At 65.3% G+C, this 13944-nt stretch carries 12 protein-coding genes; 3 read left to right on the top strand and 9 right to left on the bottom strand.

Features of this window, described 5'->3' with window-relative positions:
• Window positions 1-74: 74 nt before the first annotated feature.
• Genes JOY50_RS21460 through lexA form a run of 4 tightly spaced genes read right to left on the bottom strand, consistent with a single transcriptional unit; the run spans window position 75 to window position 5814 of the window.
• Entirely contained in the window at window positions 75-3155 is a 3081-nt protein-coding gene (locus tag JOY50_RS21460; RefSeq protein ID WP_243055794.1) for an error-prone DNA polymerase, read from the bottom strand.
• Window positions 3152-4570, bottom strand: a complete 1419-nt coding sequence (locus JOY50_RS21455) for a DNA polymerase Y family protein (RefSeq protein ID WP_132840746.1) — start codon at window positions 4568-4570, stop codon at window positions 3152-3154. The genes JOY50_RS21460 and JOY50_RS21455 overlap by 4 nt, the downstream gene beginning before the upstream one ends.
• A gap of 6 nt (window positions 4571-4576) precedes the next feature.
• Window positions 4577-5197: a translesion DNA synthesis-associated protein ImuA gene (gene imuA, locus JOY50_RS21450; RefSeq protein ID WP_028613930.1), complete on the bottom strand. Its 621-nt coding sequence runs from the start codon at window positions 5195-5197 to the stop codon at window positions 4577-4579.
• Window positions 5197-5814: a transcriptional repressor LexA gene (gene lexA, locus JOY50_RS21445; protein ID WP_192902552.1), complete on the bottom strand. Its 618-nt coding sequence runs from the start codon at window positions 5812-5814 to the stop codon at window positions 5197-5199. The genes imuA and lexA overlap by 1 nt, the downstream gene beginning before the upstream one ends.
• A gap of 92 nt (window positions 5815-5906) precedes the next feature.
• Here lexA and JOY50_RS21440 point away from each other — a divergent pair, with 92 nt between their 5' ends.
• Together JOY50_RS21440 and JOY50_RS21435 are read left to right on the top strand one after the other, a co-directional pair.
• Complete coding sequence (locus tag JOY50_RS21440; RefSeq protein WP_243055793.1) at window positions 5907-6563, top strand: HAD family phosphatase; 657 nt, start codon at window positions 5907-5909, stop codon at window positions 6561-6563.
• Window positions 6564-6723: 160 nt separating this feature from the next.
• Complete coding sequence (locus JOY50_RS21435) at window positions 6724-7635, top strand: LysR substrate-binding domain-containing protein (protein WP_019473550.1); 912 nt, start codon at window positions 6724-6726, stop codon at window positions 7633-7635.
• On the opposite strand, the gene JOY50_RS21430 is transcribed toward JOY50_RS21435, so the two are convergent.
• The 4 genes from JOY50_RS21430 to JOY50_RS21415 all read right to left on the bottom strand — a co-directional run bounded on the left by JOY50_RS21430 (window position 7568) and on the right by JOY50_RS21415 (window position 11981).
• Entirely contained in the window at window positions 7568-8953 is a 1386-nt protein-coding gene (locus JOY50_RS21430) for an aromatic acid/H+ symport family MFS transporter (protein WP_019473549.1), read from the bottom strand. The two genes, JOY50_RS21435 and JOY50_RS21430, sit on opposite strands and share 68 nt — an antisense overlap.
• A 156-nt stretch (window positions 8954-9109) precedes the next feature.
• Complete coding sequence (locus JOY50_RS21425; RefSeq protein ID WP_243055791.1) at window positions 9110-9439, bottom strand: NIPSNAP family protein; 330 nt, start codon at window positions 9437-9439, stop codon at window positions 9110-9112.
• Window positions 9439-11157: an FAD-dependent oxidoreductase gene (locus JOY50_RS21420; protein ID WP_243055789.1), complete on the bottom strand. Its 1719-nt coding sequence runs from the start codon at window positions 11155-11157 to the stop codon at window positions 9439-9441. The genes JOY50_RS21425 and JOY50_RS21420 overlap by 1 nt, the downstream gene beginning before the upstream one ends.
• Entirely contained in the window at window positions 11154-11981 is an 828-nt protein-coding gene (locus JOY50_RS21415) for an SDR family NAD(P)-dependent oxidoreductase (RefSeq protein ID WP_132840725.1), read from the bottom strand. Before JOY50_RS21415 ends, JOY50_RS21420 begins: the two co-directional genes overlap by 4 nt.
• Window positions 11982-12158: 177 nt before the next feature.
• Between JOY50_RS21415 and JOY50_RS21410 the strand changes: the two genes are divergently transcribed.
• Window positions 12159-13031: a helix-turn-helix domain-containing protein gene (locus tag JOY50_RS21410; protein WP_132840721.1), complete on the top strand. Its 873-nt coding sequence runs from the start codon at window positions 12159-12161 to the stop codon at window positions 13029-13031.
• A 121-nt stretch (window positions 13032-13152) separates the two neighbouring features.
• On the opposite strand, the gene JOY50_RS21405 is transcribed toward JOY50_RS21410, so the two are convergent.
• Window positions 13153-13926 carry an IclR family transcriptional regulator gene (locus JOY50_RS21405; protein ID WP_243055787.1) on the bottom strand — a complete coding sequence of 258 codons (774 nt, stop codon included), beginning with the start codon at window positions 13924-13926 and terminating at the stop codon, window positions 13153-13155.
• Window positions 13927-13944 lie beyond the last annotated feature (18 nt).

Here is a 13944-nt window from a genome sequence, read left to right as displayed (position 1 = left end):
TTCGCCCGTGTTCGCGGGTGAACCCGCTCCCACAAGGAATACGCGAGAATCAGGGTTTTTGGTAGGGCCGGGGGTTAGTGGAAATCCCGGCTGCGCACATCCAGCCCTTGCAGCAATGGGCTCACATCCTCCAGCCGCCGTGCAATCAGGTGCCGCACGCCGTTCTCCTGTTCCAGCCGCCCACTGACCTTGAGCAGCTGCGCCCCCACCAGCGCCCGCCGCTGCCGTTCGGCAATGTCCCGCCACACCACCACGTTGACCATCCCGTGCTCGTCCTCCAGGGTGACGAAGGTCACTCCGCTGGCGGTCTGGGGCCGTTGGCGGCCTACTACCAGCCCGGCCACGGCAATGGTGTCGCCATGCTCGACACTTTGCAGCTCACTCGAACTGCGACAGCCCAGCGCCCTCAGGCGTGAGCGCAACAGTGCCAGCGGATGCGGCCCCAGGGTGGTACCCAGGGCCTGGTAATCGGCCATCAGGTCTTCACCAACGGTGGGCACAGGCAGGTCCACTGGCGTTTCAGGCACCGCTTGCACATCAGCGAACAGCGGCAGCTGCGGCTGCACCGCCGCCACCTGCCAGCGTGCCTGGTGACGATCGCTGGCCAAGGCTCGCAGCGCCCCGCCATCGGCCAGCCGGGCTCGGGCCCGCGCGTCGAGCCCGGCACGCAGGCACAGGTCTTCGACATCGCGCCATGGCCGTTGCGCCCTCGCCTGCTCCAGGCGCCTGGCATCGGCCTCGGCCAAACCGCGCACCAGGCGCAAGCCCATGCGAATAGCCAATGTGCCTTCAGCATCAGGCTCGAGGGTGCAGTCCCACTCGCTGTGGCAGACATCAACCGGGCGCACCTCGATACCCTGGCGCCGGGCGTCTTGCAGCAACTGGTCAGGGCTGTAGAAGCCCATGGGCCAGCTGTTGACCAGCGCGCAGGTGAAAATTGCCGGTTCATGGCACTTCAGCCAACTGCTGGCATAGCACAGCAAGGCAAAGCTGGCCGCGTGCGATTCCGGGAAGCCATAGCTGCCAAAACCCTTGATCTGCTCGAAGATGCGCTCGGCAAACGCCAGGTCGTAACCATTGCGCAGCATGCCTTGCACCAGCCGCTCACGGTGCGGTTCCAGGCCACCGTGGCGCTTCCAGGCCGCCATGTTGCGACGTAGCTGGTCGGCCTCGCCCGGCGTGTAATCGGCAGCAACCATGGCCAGCTCCATCACCTGCTCCTGGAACAGCGGCACGCCCAAGGTACGCTCGAAGACTTCCTTGAGCTGCGGCGATGGGTAGGTGACGGGCTCCTGCTTCAGGCGCCGGCGCAGGTACGGGTGCACCATGTCACCCTGGATCGGCCCGGGGCGGACAATCGCCACCTCGATGACCAGGTCATAGAACGTGTTGGGCCGCAGCCGGGGCAGCATGGCCATCTGCGCCCGCGACTCGATCTGGAACACTCCCATGGTCTCGGCGCGGCTGATCATCGCGTAGGTGGCCGGGTCTTCGCCGGGGATGGTGGCCAGGGTCAGTTGTTGGCCGCGATGGCGTTGCAGCAGGTCGAAGCAGCGCCGCAAGGCACTGAGCATGCCCAGCGCCAGCACGTCGACCTTGAGCAGGCCGACCATGTCCAGGTCGTCCTTGTCCCACTGGATCACAGTGCGCTCCGCCATCGCGGCATTTTCCACCGGCACCAGCTGGTCGAGTGGCTGCTGGGAGATGACAAAGCCGCCCGGGTGCTGCGACAGGTGCCGGGGGAAGCCGATCAGCTCGCCAGCCAGCACCAGCACCCGCCGCAGTGAAGGGCTGCCGGCCTCAAAGCCGGCCTCGGCCAGGCGCTGGTCATCGGGAATGCGGTCGCTCCAGCGACCACAGCACTTGGCCAGGGCATCCACCTGGTCCACCGGCAAACCCAATACCCGCGCCACATCGCGCACCGCACCCGCGGCGTGGTAGGTGTTGACCACCGCCGTCAGCGCCGCACGGTGTCGGCCATAGCGGCGAAACACATACTGGATCACTTCTTCGCGCCGGTCGTGCTCGAAGTCCACGTCAATATCAGGCGGCTCGTTGCGTTCACGCGACAGGAAGCGCTCGAACAGCAGGCGATGCTGCATGGGGTCGAGCTCGGTAATGCCCAGCACGAAACACACCACCGAGTTGGCCGCCGAACCGCGGCCCTGGCACAGAATGCGCTCACGGCGGGCGAAGGCGACGATGTCGTGCACGGTCAGGAAGTAACTTTCATAACCGAGCTCCTCGATCAGCGCCAACTCTTTGGCCAGCACGTCACGCACCTTGTCACCCGGCCCGCCTGGCCAGCGTAGCGGCAAGCCTTGCTCGCACAGTTCACGCAACCAGCTTGCCGGGGTATGGCCCTGGGGCACCAGTTCGCGCGGGTACTGGTATTTCAACTCGCTCAGGTCAAATTGGCAGCGCTCGGCAATGGCCAGGGTCTCGGCCAGCAGGTCGGCAGGATAGAGTTCGCCCAACTGTGCCTGGCTGCGCAGGTGCCGCTCGCCATTGGCAAACAGAAAGCGCCCGGCCTCGGCGACCTGGCAATGCTGGCGGATGGCGGTCATGCAGTCCTGCAAGGCACGGCGACCGCGCACATGCATGTGCACATCGCCACAGGCCACGGCGCGGATACCGACTTCTGCCGCCAGGCCACGCAAGTGCTCAAGGCGCAGGGCATCGTCACTGCCTCGGTGCAGGTGCACGGCCAGCCACAGGCGTTCGCCGAACACACTGCGTAACCACTCACCCGTGGCAGTGTCGGCGCAGTCATCGGCCACCCATAGCGCCAGCAGGCCTTGATGGTGTTGTTGCAGGTCGTCGCGAAACAGCTGGTAATCGCCCTTTTGCGCCCGCCGACGGGCGCGGGTGATCAGCGCGCACAAACTCTGGTAACCGGCCAGGTTCTCTACCAGCAGCACCAGCTTGGGGCCGCCCTGCAAAAGCACCTCGCTGCCCACGATCAGCCGCAGTTGGTGCTCTTTGGCAGCCTGCCAGGCCCGAACAATGCCAGCCAGGGTGCATTCGTCAGTGATCGCCAGGGCCTGGTAGCCCTGCTCACGCGCGCGCCGGAACAGCTCGTCAGCGCTCGACGCCCCGCGCTGGAAGCTGAAGTTGGACAGGCAATGCAGCTCGGCATAACCCGGCGGGTTCATGCGAACCAGCCCTGCAGCCACAGCGGGCCGGCCTGGCCCAGGTCGCGGTAGGCCCAGCCGCGCAGGCCATCACGGGTTTCGATGCGGTAGTAGTCACGGCGTACGTCGCCGCCATCCCACCAGCCCGACTCGATGCGTTCGGCCTGGCCCTGTACCTGGTAGCGGGTGGCGTCCAGCGCCATCGGGGCTGGCAGTAGCCAGCCCGGGCGAGTGCCCGGGGCAACCGGCATGCTGCCTTGGGCGCCTTGCTCTGCCAGTTGCCATGCGCATTCGGGGCGATGATCGGCTGCCGCGCTCAGGCCCTTGACGGCCTCATCCCCCAGGCGGGCGCGCAGCCGCTCGCGCAATTGCTCCCAGGGTTGTGCCTGCTGCGCACGTGGGTCGAATAACGCCTGGTGTTGCGGGACAAAGGGTGGCAGGTCCTCGGCAACCAGCCGCAGGTTGCGCACGGGTGCGGGAATGCGCAGCGGCTCCAGGCGCCCACGGGCCAGTTCGAACAGCATGGCGGCATCGCGTTCGGCCGCCAGCAGGCCCACCTTGAGCAGGGTGTCTGGCCCTTCGGCATGTTCCAGGTGCAGGCAAAAGCGCTGCACGCCACAGTCGCGCCCGCCAAGGAATGCGGCAAGGTCGTTGAGCATGCGCCGCAGCGGGAACAACAGCGCCTGGTGCGACTCGACGTCGAAGTTCAGCTCCAGTCGGGTTTCGAAGCGGTCCGGTGGCTGGTAGAAGTCCAGCCCCGGTTTACGCAGGCCAAGCAACTGGTCGAGGTGCAACTGCACCTGGGCTGGAAAGCGCCTGGCCAATGTATCGCGCGGCAAGGACAGTACCTGGCCCAGTTGACGCAGGCCCATGCGGGCAAACGCTTCGGCGGCGTCTGCCGGCAGGCCGATACGGCCGATGGGCATGCCTAGCAGCGCGGCACGGGTGGCGTCGGCATCGCCCACGGCCAAGCCATCATGACCATTGGCAAGCATGCGCGCCGCTACCGGGTTGCTGGCCAGGACGATGCGTTGACGCAAGCCCAAGTCAGCCAGCTCCTGGCGCAGACGTGCCTCGAACATGGGCCAGGGGCCGAACAGTTGCAGGCTGGAGCCCACTTCCAGGAGCAACGCCCGTGGGTAATGAAGGCTGACCTGGGCACTGAAGCGATAGGCCCAGGCCGCCAGCAATTGCTGCACCTGCTCGATACGCCTGGGGTCGGCTTCGACGCAGGTGAAACCCTCCGCCAGGGCACGTGCCGCTGTAAGGGTCTGCCCTGCCCGCAACCCGAGTGCGGCCGCTGCCGGGCTGACCGCTTGCAATACACGTCGCTGGGTAGGCCCGCCAAGCAGCACCAAGGGAGTGTCGGGGTCGTCACGCTCACGCAGGACCGTGTCCAGCGCCAGCTGCGGGAGCAGGATGCAGGCCCAGAGCATGGTGCATCAGCCCCGCCCCGGGCAGGCGATGGGCAGCGCTGGCGGCATGCCGCCCCGGCTTTTCAGCACACGCCACTGCGCGGGACGGGTGTCGACGGCAATGCGCAGCGCTGCTGGCGATGGGTTGTGAGCTGCCTGATGCGGCCGGCAAGCGAATGCCAGCGCCTGGCCGGTTTCGGCGGCCACCTGCAAACGCCGCAAGGCCCGATCATCGGCACGTTCAGGCCAGCACAGCACCGCCGCGCAACTGCCCGAGCGCAAGCACTGCTCGGCGGCCCACAGGGCATCGGCAGGGGCGGCGTCCACCTGCACCAGCCAGCGCAAGTCGACGCCCGCTGCCTGCCAGGCCGGCGCATAAGGAATGAAGGGCGGCGCCACCAGCACCACCCGGCTGCCTTCAGCACTCAGCCGGGCCAATGTGGGCCACAGCAGTTGCAATTCGCCGCAACCGGGGCTGGCCAGCAGCAACTCGCTAAGTGCCGCCGCCGGCCAGCCGCCTTCAGGCAGGCGCTCGTCAAGGGCAGCATGGCCGGTCGGCTGTAAACCGAGTGGCCGGGCCTGGGCCTGCCGGCCGCGCCATACACGGCGCTGGTCCAGCAGCCTGTCGAGGTCGACCACCGCGCCCATCAGTCACGCCTCAGCAAGCCGCAGAACACGCCTTCGATGAAAAACGCCTGGTCGGGCGTGACATCGATGGGTGCGTAGGCCGGGTTGCGTGGCAACAGCCGGTAACCGCTGCCCAGGCGTTGCAGGCGCTTGATGGTCACTTCGCCGTCCAGGCGCGCCACCACGATCTGGCCATCGCGGGCGTCGGCCTGTTGCAGGATGCCGACCAGGTCACCGTCGAAGATGCCGTCGTCGACCATCGAATCGCCACGCACTTTAAGCAGGTAATCAGGGGTGCGGCGGAACAGGCTGGGGTCGATCAGCAGCTGTTCGTGGATATCGAGGTCCGGGCCGATGGGGGCACCCGCCGCCACCTGGCCCAGCACCGGCACTTCGAGGATTTCTGGCCGACGCAGCGGTTCGGCCAGGCGAATGCCCCGCGCCTGGTTCGGCGTGACATCGATATAACCGGCCTGGCACAAGGCGGTGATGTGCTTGCGCGCAACGCTGCGCGAAGCAAAACCGAAGCGCGTGGCGATATCGGCCAGGCTCGGTGGCTGCCCTAGATCGGCAATGCGCTCGCGGATGAATTCGAAAATGGCGCGGCGTTTGGGGGTAAGATTGTCCATGGAGCACATTTGTACTCTTTTCGGAGCACGCTGAACAGCCCCCTTCGTCGTCAGCTTTGGTTATGATCCCAAGGCTTGTGTTTTCTTGATCTGGATACCCCATGCTGACCGCCCTGCTATTCGACCTCGACGGAACCCTCACCGACACCGACACCCTGCACCTGCAGGCCTTCCGGCAACTGCTGCGTGAACAGGACGGCCGTGAGCTGAGCCAGGCGCAGTTCGATGCCCAAGTCAGCGGCCGCGCCAACGGCGAGCTGTTCGCCGAGCTGTTCAGCGGTGCGAGCGTCGAACAGTGCCGGGCGCTGGCCGACCGCAAGGAGGCGCTGTTTCGCGACCTGTCACCGTCTCTTGACCCGATGCCAGGCCTGTTGCGCCTGCTGGAGCATGCCAAGGCCCATGACATCGGCATGTGCGTGGTGACCAACGCACCGCGGCTGAACGCCGAACACATGCTGAACGCCATGAGCCTTGGCCAGCAGTTCGAGCATGTGCTGGTGGCCGAGGAACTGGCGCGGCCCAAGCCAGACCCGCTGCCCTACCTCACCGGCCTGCGGCGGCTGGGCGCCAAGGCCGGGCAGGCGCTGGCCTTCGAGGATTCACTGCCGGGGGTGGCGGCCGCCAATGGTGCGGGGATATTTACCGTGGGCGTGGCCACGACACAGACGCCGGAGCGGTTGCTGGAGGCGGGTGCCAAGCTGGTAGTGAATGATTTCAATGACCCGGCGTTGTGGGCGTTGATCGAGTCCATGCAATGACCATTCGGGGCCGCTTCGCGCCCCATCGCCGGCAAGCCGGCTCCCACCCCGACCGTGCTTTCCCTGTGGGAGCTGGCTTGCCGGCGACGGGCTGCGCAGCGGCCCAAACACTTCAATCCAACCTGCATGCCCCTGCTATTGTTCGCACCCAGGCCAGCCCATGCTCATCGACGAAGAACTGACCCTCAAAAAGCTGGAAACCTTTCTTGCCTTCATGCGCACCGGCAACCTCGGCCGCGCGGCGGTCGAGTTGTCTACCAGTGCCGTCAGCGTGCACCGCGCCATCCACTCGCTGGAAAGCGCCCTGCGCTGCCCGTTGTTCAAGCACGAAGGCCGCCAGCTGATCCCGCTGGAAAGTGCCTACGTATTGGAAAAGAAAGCCCGGCAGCTGATCCAGGACGCCGAGCAGATGGTGCGCCAGACCCGAGAGGCCGCGGGCTTCTACGCTGAGCGCTTCCGCCTGGGTGCGCTCTACTCATTGACGGTGAAGACCGTGCCCAAACTGGTCATGGGCCTGAAGCTGCGCCGCAGCGAGCTGAACATCGACCTTACCCTGGGCTCCAACGTCGACTTGCTGCAGCGCCTGAAAAACCACGAACTGGAAGCCATCCTGGTGTCACTCGACGAAAGCGTCAGCGACCCGGCCTGCGAGCAGCTACCGCTGTTCTCCGACGACATCTTCCTTGCTGTCCCCACCGACTCGCCCTTCGCCGAACAGCCCGAGGTGGACCTGGCCGACCTCGCCGACTCCACCTTCATCACCCTGACCCAGGGCTTCGCCACCCACCGCGATGGCGCGCGGGTATTCCAGCAGGCCGGCTTCGAGCCCAAGGTAGCCATGCAGGTGAACGATATCTTCACGCTGCTGAGCATGGTCAGCTCGGGTGTGGGCTTTGCCTTGCTGCCCGGGCGCATCGCGGCGGTGTACGAAAACCGCGTCAGGCTGATTGCCTTGAAGCCGCAATACCGCTTGCAGCAACATATTGGCGTGGTGTTTCTGAAGGCTAGGGAGCGGGAGCCGAACCTGCTGGCGCTGCTGGCGGAGTGCCGGATGTACAGCCTTGAGCGCTAACCCGTAACGCAGCATTGCGCCCCTGCAACCCTACCGCCAATGCCGCCAGCCCGGCAGGCAGCAGCAGCGAAGCGAACACTTGGCCAAAACTCCAGCCTAACGCCAGCATCTGAGCCCCCGCAAACGCACTGAGCACCGCGCCAATGCGCCCGATGCCACTCATCCAGCTGGCCCCGGTCGCCCGCGCGTGGGTCGGGTAGAAAGCCGCCGCCAATGCATTCATGCCAACGCTCGCACCATTCAAGCCAAAGCCCACAGCCCAGGCAATAGCGCACAACCAGGCGAAATCACCCACCACTTGGCCAATGGTGAAGATGGCCGCGCCGCTGAACAGAAACGTCAGCACCAGTACACGCTGCGGCTGACAACGGTCCATGGCCCAGCCTACCGAAATCGCCCCTACCGGGCCGCCAATCTGGAAACAGGCCGTGACAATGGCGGCTTCAGACACCGAAAAACCCCCGCCCTCCTTCACCAGTGTCGGCAGCCAGCCGCTGAACAGATAGACCAGGAACAGCGCCAGCACGTAGCCGGCCCAGAGCATGCAGGTACCAAAGCGATAGCGCGGCGAGAGGATAGTACCAATCGCACCGCCAGTACCCTGGGGTTTGGCGGGCATGACGAAGGTGCTGTCAGCATTGACATGTTCGGGGGCCAGGCGGCGGACAATGGCCAGAATGCGCTGGCGATCTGCGCCCTTGCTGACCAGGAAGGTGACTGACTCTGGCAGGCGCCAGTACAGCAGCGGCAAGACCAGCAGCGGCAACACCCCGCCCAGCACCAGCACACTGCGCCAACCCAGGTTGGGTATCATCCAGGCGCTGACGAAACCACCCATCGCTGCCCCCAGGGAGAACCCGCAGAACGCCAGGGTGATCAGCAGCGAGCGGCTGCGCGCCGGGGCGTATTCGCTGACCAGGGTGCTGGCATTGGGCATGGCAGCACCCAGGCCCAGGCCGGTAAGAAAACGCAGCGCAACCAGGGTTTCCAGGTTTGGGGAAAAGGCCGAGGCCAGGGTCCAGATGCCGAACAGCAGCACGCTGCACAGCAATACCGCCTTGCGCCCGTAGCGGTCAGCCAGGGGGCCGGCAATCAGCGCGCCAAGGGCCAGGCCTATCAGCGCAGCGCTCAATACCGGGCCCAGGCTTTGCGCATCCAGGCCCCAGTCGCTTTTCAGTTGCGGGGCAATGAAGCCGATGATGGCCACGTCCAGGCCGTCCAGGGCGATGATCAGGAAGCCGAGGAATACCACCCATTTCTGGTAGCGGCCGATGGGTTGCTGGTCGATCAGTTGGCGCACGTCGAGTGTGTTGTTCATGGGTATCACCTGTTGTTGTTTTTATGACGGTGTTTCGGGGCCGCGTTGCGGCCCAATCGCCGGCAAGCCAGCTCCCACAGGGGGATCATGGCTACTGAGAACAGCACTTCACCTGTGGGAGCCGGCTTGCCGGCGATTGGGCCAGCACAGGCAACATCACTGCCTGTCGAGGCTGCGCAGATACACAGGCCTTATGATCCGTGTTTCCTGCGACACCACGAGGTCACGGGTGGCATGCAGATAAGCAGCAAAATCCGGGTCGGCATCCCGCGCCGCGCTGCGCTTTTCAAAGTCATCCAGGCTGTCATAACCCCACAGGTGCACCACCTGGTTCAGCGGCCCGATGCTACTGGTGTAGAACGCCAGTGGTGCGCCGAGGTGGCGCAGCAGGATCGGCATCGCCAACTGGTCGAAGGCTTCGAGAAAGGCCGCCATGCAGCGCGGCCGGATGGTATAGACGCGGTGATCGACCACTGCCTTGTCCATCACGCCACCTCCCGCGTATTGCCCGCCGCCGCCAGCCCCTGCTCGATACCTGCCAGGTGGCGCCCGGTGATGTAGCCAAAGGTCATGATCGGCCCCAGGGTAATGCCGGCACCGGGGTAGTTGCCGCCCATGATGCTGGCGCGGTCGTTGCCCACCGCATACAGCCCTTCGATGGCCTGCCCGTCGGTTGCCAGCACTTCACCGACCACGCTGGTGCGCAGTCCGTCGAAGGTGCCCAGATCACCCATGATGACCTTCACGGCAAAGTACGGCCCCTCGCCCACTGGCGCCACGCAGGGGTTGGGCTGTTGCTGCGGGTCGGCCAGGTAGCGGTTGAAGCTGGTGCTGCCGCGGCCGTACTGGCGGTCTTCACCCTGCACTGCGCCAAGGTTGTAATCGCGCACTGTCCGCTCCAGCCCTTGCGCATCGATACCGGCCTTGCCTGCCAGCTCAGCCAGGGTCTTGCCCTTGAGCAGGTAGCCGTTACGCAACAGGGGCCCCGTCGGCATCGGGGCAGGCTTGGCGAAACCCAGGCCGTACTTGGCCAGGGTGCGGCGGTCGCACACCAGCCACATGGCGGTTTCTGCCTGGCCGGCACAGGCTTCGATCAGTGCTGCGCCCACGTCGTGGTACGAGTTGGACTCGTTGGTGAAACGCTGGCCCGAACGCAGCACCCCGATCACACCCGGTTTGTAGCGGTCGAGCAGATGCGGAAAGGCGATGTAACGCCCGCCCCCCACCGGCACCTTCGACACGGGCATCCAGGCGGCTGGCGCTTGCAGGCGGATATCCACCTTGGCTCCCAGCGCCTCGGCCATGCGAGCGCCATCGCCGGTATTACCCGCTGGCACCGGTGAAAAATGCTCACCACCACGGCGCACATGCGGGTAGGCCTGGCGCAGCCGTTGCAGGTCATGGGAGAACCCACCACAGGCCAGCACCACCCCGCGCCGTGCCTGAATGCGCAGTTCGCTGTCGCCTAGCCCGGCCAGTGCCCCCACCACCCGCCCACCGTCGCGCAGCAACTGCCGCGCCGGGGTGCCGGTGAGGATCGGGATGCCCAGGTCCAATGCCGAGCGCACCAGCCGCGCCGCCAAGGCATTGCCGCTGGTAACCTGGGTACCGCGGCGATACAGGGCAAGCTCCTTCAGGTGGGTGAGCAGGCGCCTGGCCACATACACGAACGAAGTCAACGAACGGGTAACGTTGAAGAAGTGCTTGAGGTCGGCATTCGACGAGTTGAACATCATGCCGATGAAGGTGATGGTTTTCAGCGGCGGGCGCAGGCGGGCCATGTCCGGCCCCAGGCCGCGGATGTCGTAAGGTGCGGCCAGTATCGAGCGGCCCACATCGACGCCACCCTCGACTTGAGGGTGATAGTCGGGGTACAGCGTGGGCACGAACTTCACGGCGGTTTCCTGCTCGAAAAAGTCCACCATCTGCGGCCCGTAACGCAAGAAAGCCTCGACCCCGGCCGCTTCAAAGCAGGCACCGGTTTCGTTGCGCAGGTAAGTCATGGCCGCCTCAGGGCTGTCGTTGGCGCCGTGCCTGTTGCCGGGCACCCACAACACACCGCCGGAAAACGCCGTGGTACCGCCAAAGCAGTCGTCCTTTTCGATGACGATCACGTCAAGGCCATGCTTCTTTGCAGTAATGGCGGTCGCCAGGCCACCAGCACCCGCCCCGACAACCAGCACATCGCAGCTACGTGTGGTCATGCGCGTGCCCCCTCAAAGCCTGGGCGCGGGATCAGCGCCATGGGCATGCTTTCGAGCCCGCCATCCACGGTCAGCTCTGCGCCGTTGATATAGTCGGCGCGCTGGCTGGCCAGGAACAGCACGGCTTCGGCGATATCCTGTGGTTCACCAATGCGCTGGTTGGCGGTCATGGCGCTGCGCTGGCGTTCGATCTGCGGGTCGGCATAAAACGCTGCGGACAAGGGTGTGCGGATCAACCCCGGGCAGACGGCATTGCTGCGCACACCGCGCGGCCCCCATTCCACGGCAATCTGGCGCGACAGCATGCTGACCCCGGCCTTGGCCGCACTGTAGGCACCGCTATTGGGTTGCGGGTAATGGGCGGCGATCGAGGCCACGTGCACGATACGGCCCTGGCCCCGGGCCAACATCGAACGGCCGAAGGCCTGGGCACACAACAGGTAGCCCGTGAGGTTGACCGCCAGCACCTGGTTCCACTGCTCCAGGCTCAGGCCGTCCAGCGCACCGGGGCGCAGCACGCTGGCGTTGTTGACCAGTACATCGCAGCGCCCATGCAGCGCCTGAACCTGGGCGGCGGCCCGCTCCACGCTGGCCGGGTCGGCGATGTCGCAGCCCAGGGCGCTGACCTCACCGACGCTGTGTTCACCCAAGGTGGCAGCCAGTTCACGGCATTTGTCCAGGTCACGGTCCAGCAGGACCACATGGGCGTGCTGCCCGACCAGGGCGCCGGCCAGCGCCGCGCCAATACCACCGGCGGCACCGGTGACCACGCAGACGGCCGAGTCCAGGCCCAGCCATTGAGAGGGGATCTTGTTGTTGTGCATGCTGCTCTCCAGAGTGTCGCTTCATCTGGGTCACAGCCTAGGGCCGGCAGGCACACCGGCAGAATGGACAAAACCTGCAACCAGCCCCACATTCCCGACAATTTTCGCCCTGCCGCCTGAAGCCTGCAGGCAGCTGTGGCACAGTAGCCAGGTACCGAACAGAACAATTACAACATCATGAACAAGATCCCCAACTACGCCCTGTACGGTGAAACCGCGCAACCGGTGTGGCATGAAGCCCTGCATGTGGAGCAGATCTCCCAGCGGTCTGGCGCACACAACTGGGAAATTTCCGCGCACCGTCATGAAGGCTTGCTGCAGCTGCTGTACCTGCAAAGTGGCGGCGGTGAAGTGCTGTTCGACAGTGACCGGCTCCAGGTGCAGGCGCCCTGCGTTGTATATGTACCGGCGCAAGTGGTGCATGGTTTCCATTGGGCCGGCCAGGTCGAGGGCCTGGTGATCACCGCCGCCCAGCACCCGCTGGAAAGCATTACCCAGGTGCTGGCACCCAACCTGCTGGTGCAGGTGCGCAAACCCCAGGTAATCGCCTTGCCGTCGTGGGCAGCCGACGAAGACCCGTTGCTGCCGCTGTGCATGGCCTTGCGCGAGGAGTACCACAACCGCGCCCGTGAACATGTGGCCAGCAGCATGGCCCTGTTGCTGACGCTGCTGATCCAGGTGCTGCGCCATGAACCGCACATGCCCTACGGTGGGCAGCGCCCAGTGTCAAGGCGCAGCCAGCAGCTGACCGCATTGCGGGAATTGGTGGACATGCATTACCGCGCGCACTGGCCACTGGCGGACTACGCCGCCGAGCTCGGCATGACCCTGGCTACGCTGGGGCGGTTGTGTCAGGAGCACCTGGGCATGACGCCCATGAACGTGATCAATGCCCGGTTGGTGCTGGAGGCCAAGCGCATGCTGGGGCATTCGAGCCTGAGTGTGAAAGAAATCGCCCATGAGCTGGGGTTTGCCGATGTGGGGTATTTCAGCCGGTTCTTTCGCAAGCATGCGGGGGTGAGCCCTAGCGGATTTCGCGAGGGCCAGTAACATCTGCCGGCTTTTGCTGTGGCCTGCACTGGCCTCTTCGCAGCACAAGGCTGCTCCTACAGGTATCGCGTGCTGATGTAGGAGCAGCCTTGTGCTGCGAAGAGGCCGGCACAGGTCAGCACTAGACCGCCAAGGCCCGCTGCACATCGTCTACCGTGGTCGCCAGGCTGCTCAGGTGCAAATTCATCACTCGTTCCACCGGCGCCTGATCCAGCGGCCAGTGCAAGGCAATGCTCCCGGCCAGGCGACCTTCGGCATGCACCGGCAGCGCAATGGCGCGGATCAGGAATGGCAAACGCACCGGGTACTCCCAGTACCCTTCGGTCCGCTGGCCAAAGCCCTTGTGCGCGTCTTCTTCGATGTTGCGCAGCACCGTGTCATCGCGCAGCCGCTCATGGGCCGCCAGGCGTTGCACTTCATCCACCGCCAGTTCACCCAGGCAGGCCCGCCCCATTGCCGAGTGAAACAGGCTGGCATGGTGGCCCACGATCTGGCAGGTATGCGGGTACCGCCTGCGCAATACCTGAGGGATGGCGCTTTCCATCACCTCTAGCCGCTCGCCATCGAAACACGACAGGTCCACCACCAGCCCGGTGCGCTCGCTCAGGTCCAGCAGCATCGGTGCAGCACTTTCCACCAGGCGCCGCTTGAAGCGCATCTGCCGGTCACCGAACAACCGCCGCGCGCATAGGCGATAACGCCGGTCGCTGAGGCCACGGTAGACCCAGCCCTGCTCCTGCAAGGTGGCCAGCATGCGCGACGCCGTGGCCTTGGGCAGGCCGGTAAGGTAATGCAGTTCTTCCAGGCCAAGTGCCTGGTGCTCGCCCAGCAGGTCGACAATGGCCAGCGCACGCTCCACCGAACGCACGCCGCCACTGTCTGCCGTAATGCCCATGGGTATGACCTCCCTGTA

Origin of the sequence: Pseudomonas sp. BP01, from assembly GCF_022760795.1 — a bacterium.
GTDB classification, from domain to species: Bacteria; Pseudomonadota; Gammaproteobacteria; order Pseudomonadales; family Pseudomonadaceae; genus Aquipseudomonas; species Aquipseudomonas putida_Q.
This window is presented reverse-complemented; position numbering and strand designations above follow the sequence as displayed.

Bases quoted from the DNA above. Each gene is read 5' to 3' on its own strand.
- JOY50_RS21460 (WP_243055794.1), bottom strand. From the start codon at position 3,155: ATGAACCCGCCGGGTTATGCCGAGCTGCATTGCCTGTCCAACTTCAGC.
- JOY50_RS21455 (WP_132840746.1), bottom strand. From the start codon at position 4,570: ATGCTCTGGGCCTGCATCCTGCTCCCGCAGCTGGCGCTGGACACGGTC.
- imuA (WP_028613930.1), bottom strand. From the start codon at position 5,197: ATGGGCGCGGTGGTCGACCTCGACAGGCTGCTGGACCAGCGCCGTGTA.
- lexA (WP_192902552.1), bottom strand. From the start codon at position 5,814: ATGTGCTCCATGGACAATCTTACCCCCAAACGCCGCGCCATTTTCGAA.
- JOY50_RS21440 (WP_243055793.1), top strand. From the start codon at position 5,907: ATGCTGACCGCCCTGCTATTCGACCTCGACGGAACCCTCACCGACACC.
- JOY50_RS21435 (WP_019473550.1), top strand. From the start codon at position 6,724: ATGCTCATCGACGAAGAACTGACCCTCAAAAAGCTGGAAACCTTTCTT.
- JOY50_RS21430 (WP_019473549.1), bottom strand. From the start codon at position 8,953: ATGAACAACACACTCGACGTGCGCCAACTGATCGACCAGCAACCCATC.
- JOY50_RS21425 (WP_243055791.1), bottom strand. From the start codon at position 9,439: ATGGACAAGGCAGTGGTCGATCACCGCGTCTATACCATCCGGCCGCGC.
- JOY50_RS21420 (WP_243055789.1), bottom strand. From the start codon at position 11,157: ATGACCACACGTAGCTGCGATGTGCTGGTTGTCGGGGCGGGTGCTGGT.
- JOY50_RS21415 (WP_132840725.1), bottom strand. From the start codon at position 11,981: ATGCACAACAACAAGATCCCCTCTCAATGGCTGGGCCTGGACTCGGCC.
- JOY50_RS21410 (WP_132840721.1), top strand. From the start codon at position 12,159: ATGAACAAGATCCCCAACTACGCCCTGTACGGTGAAACCGCGCAACCG.
- JOY50_RS21405 (WP_243055787.1), bottom strand. From the start codon at position 13,926: ATGGGCATTACGGCAGACAGTGGCGGCGTGCGTTCGGTGGAGCGTGCG.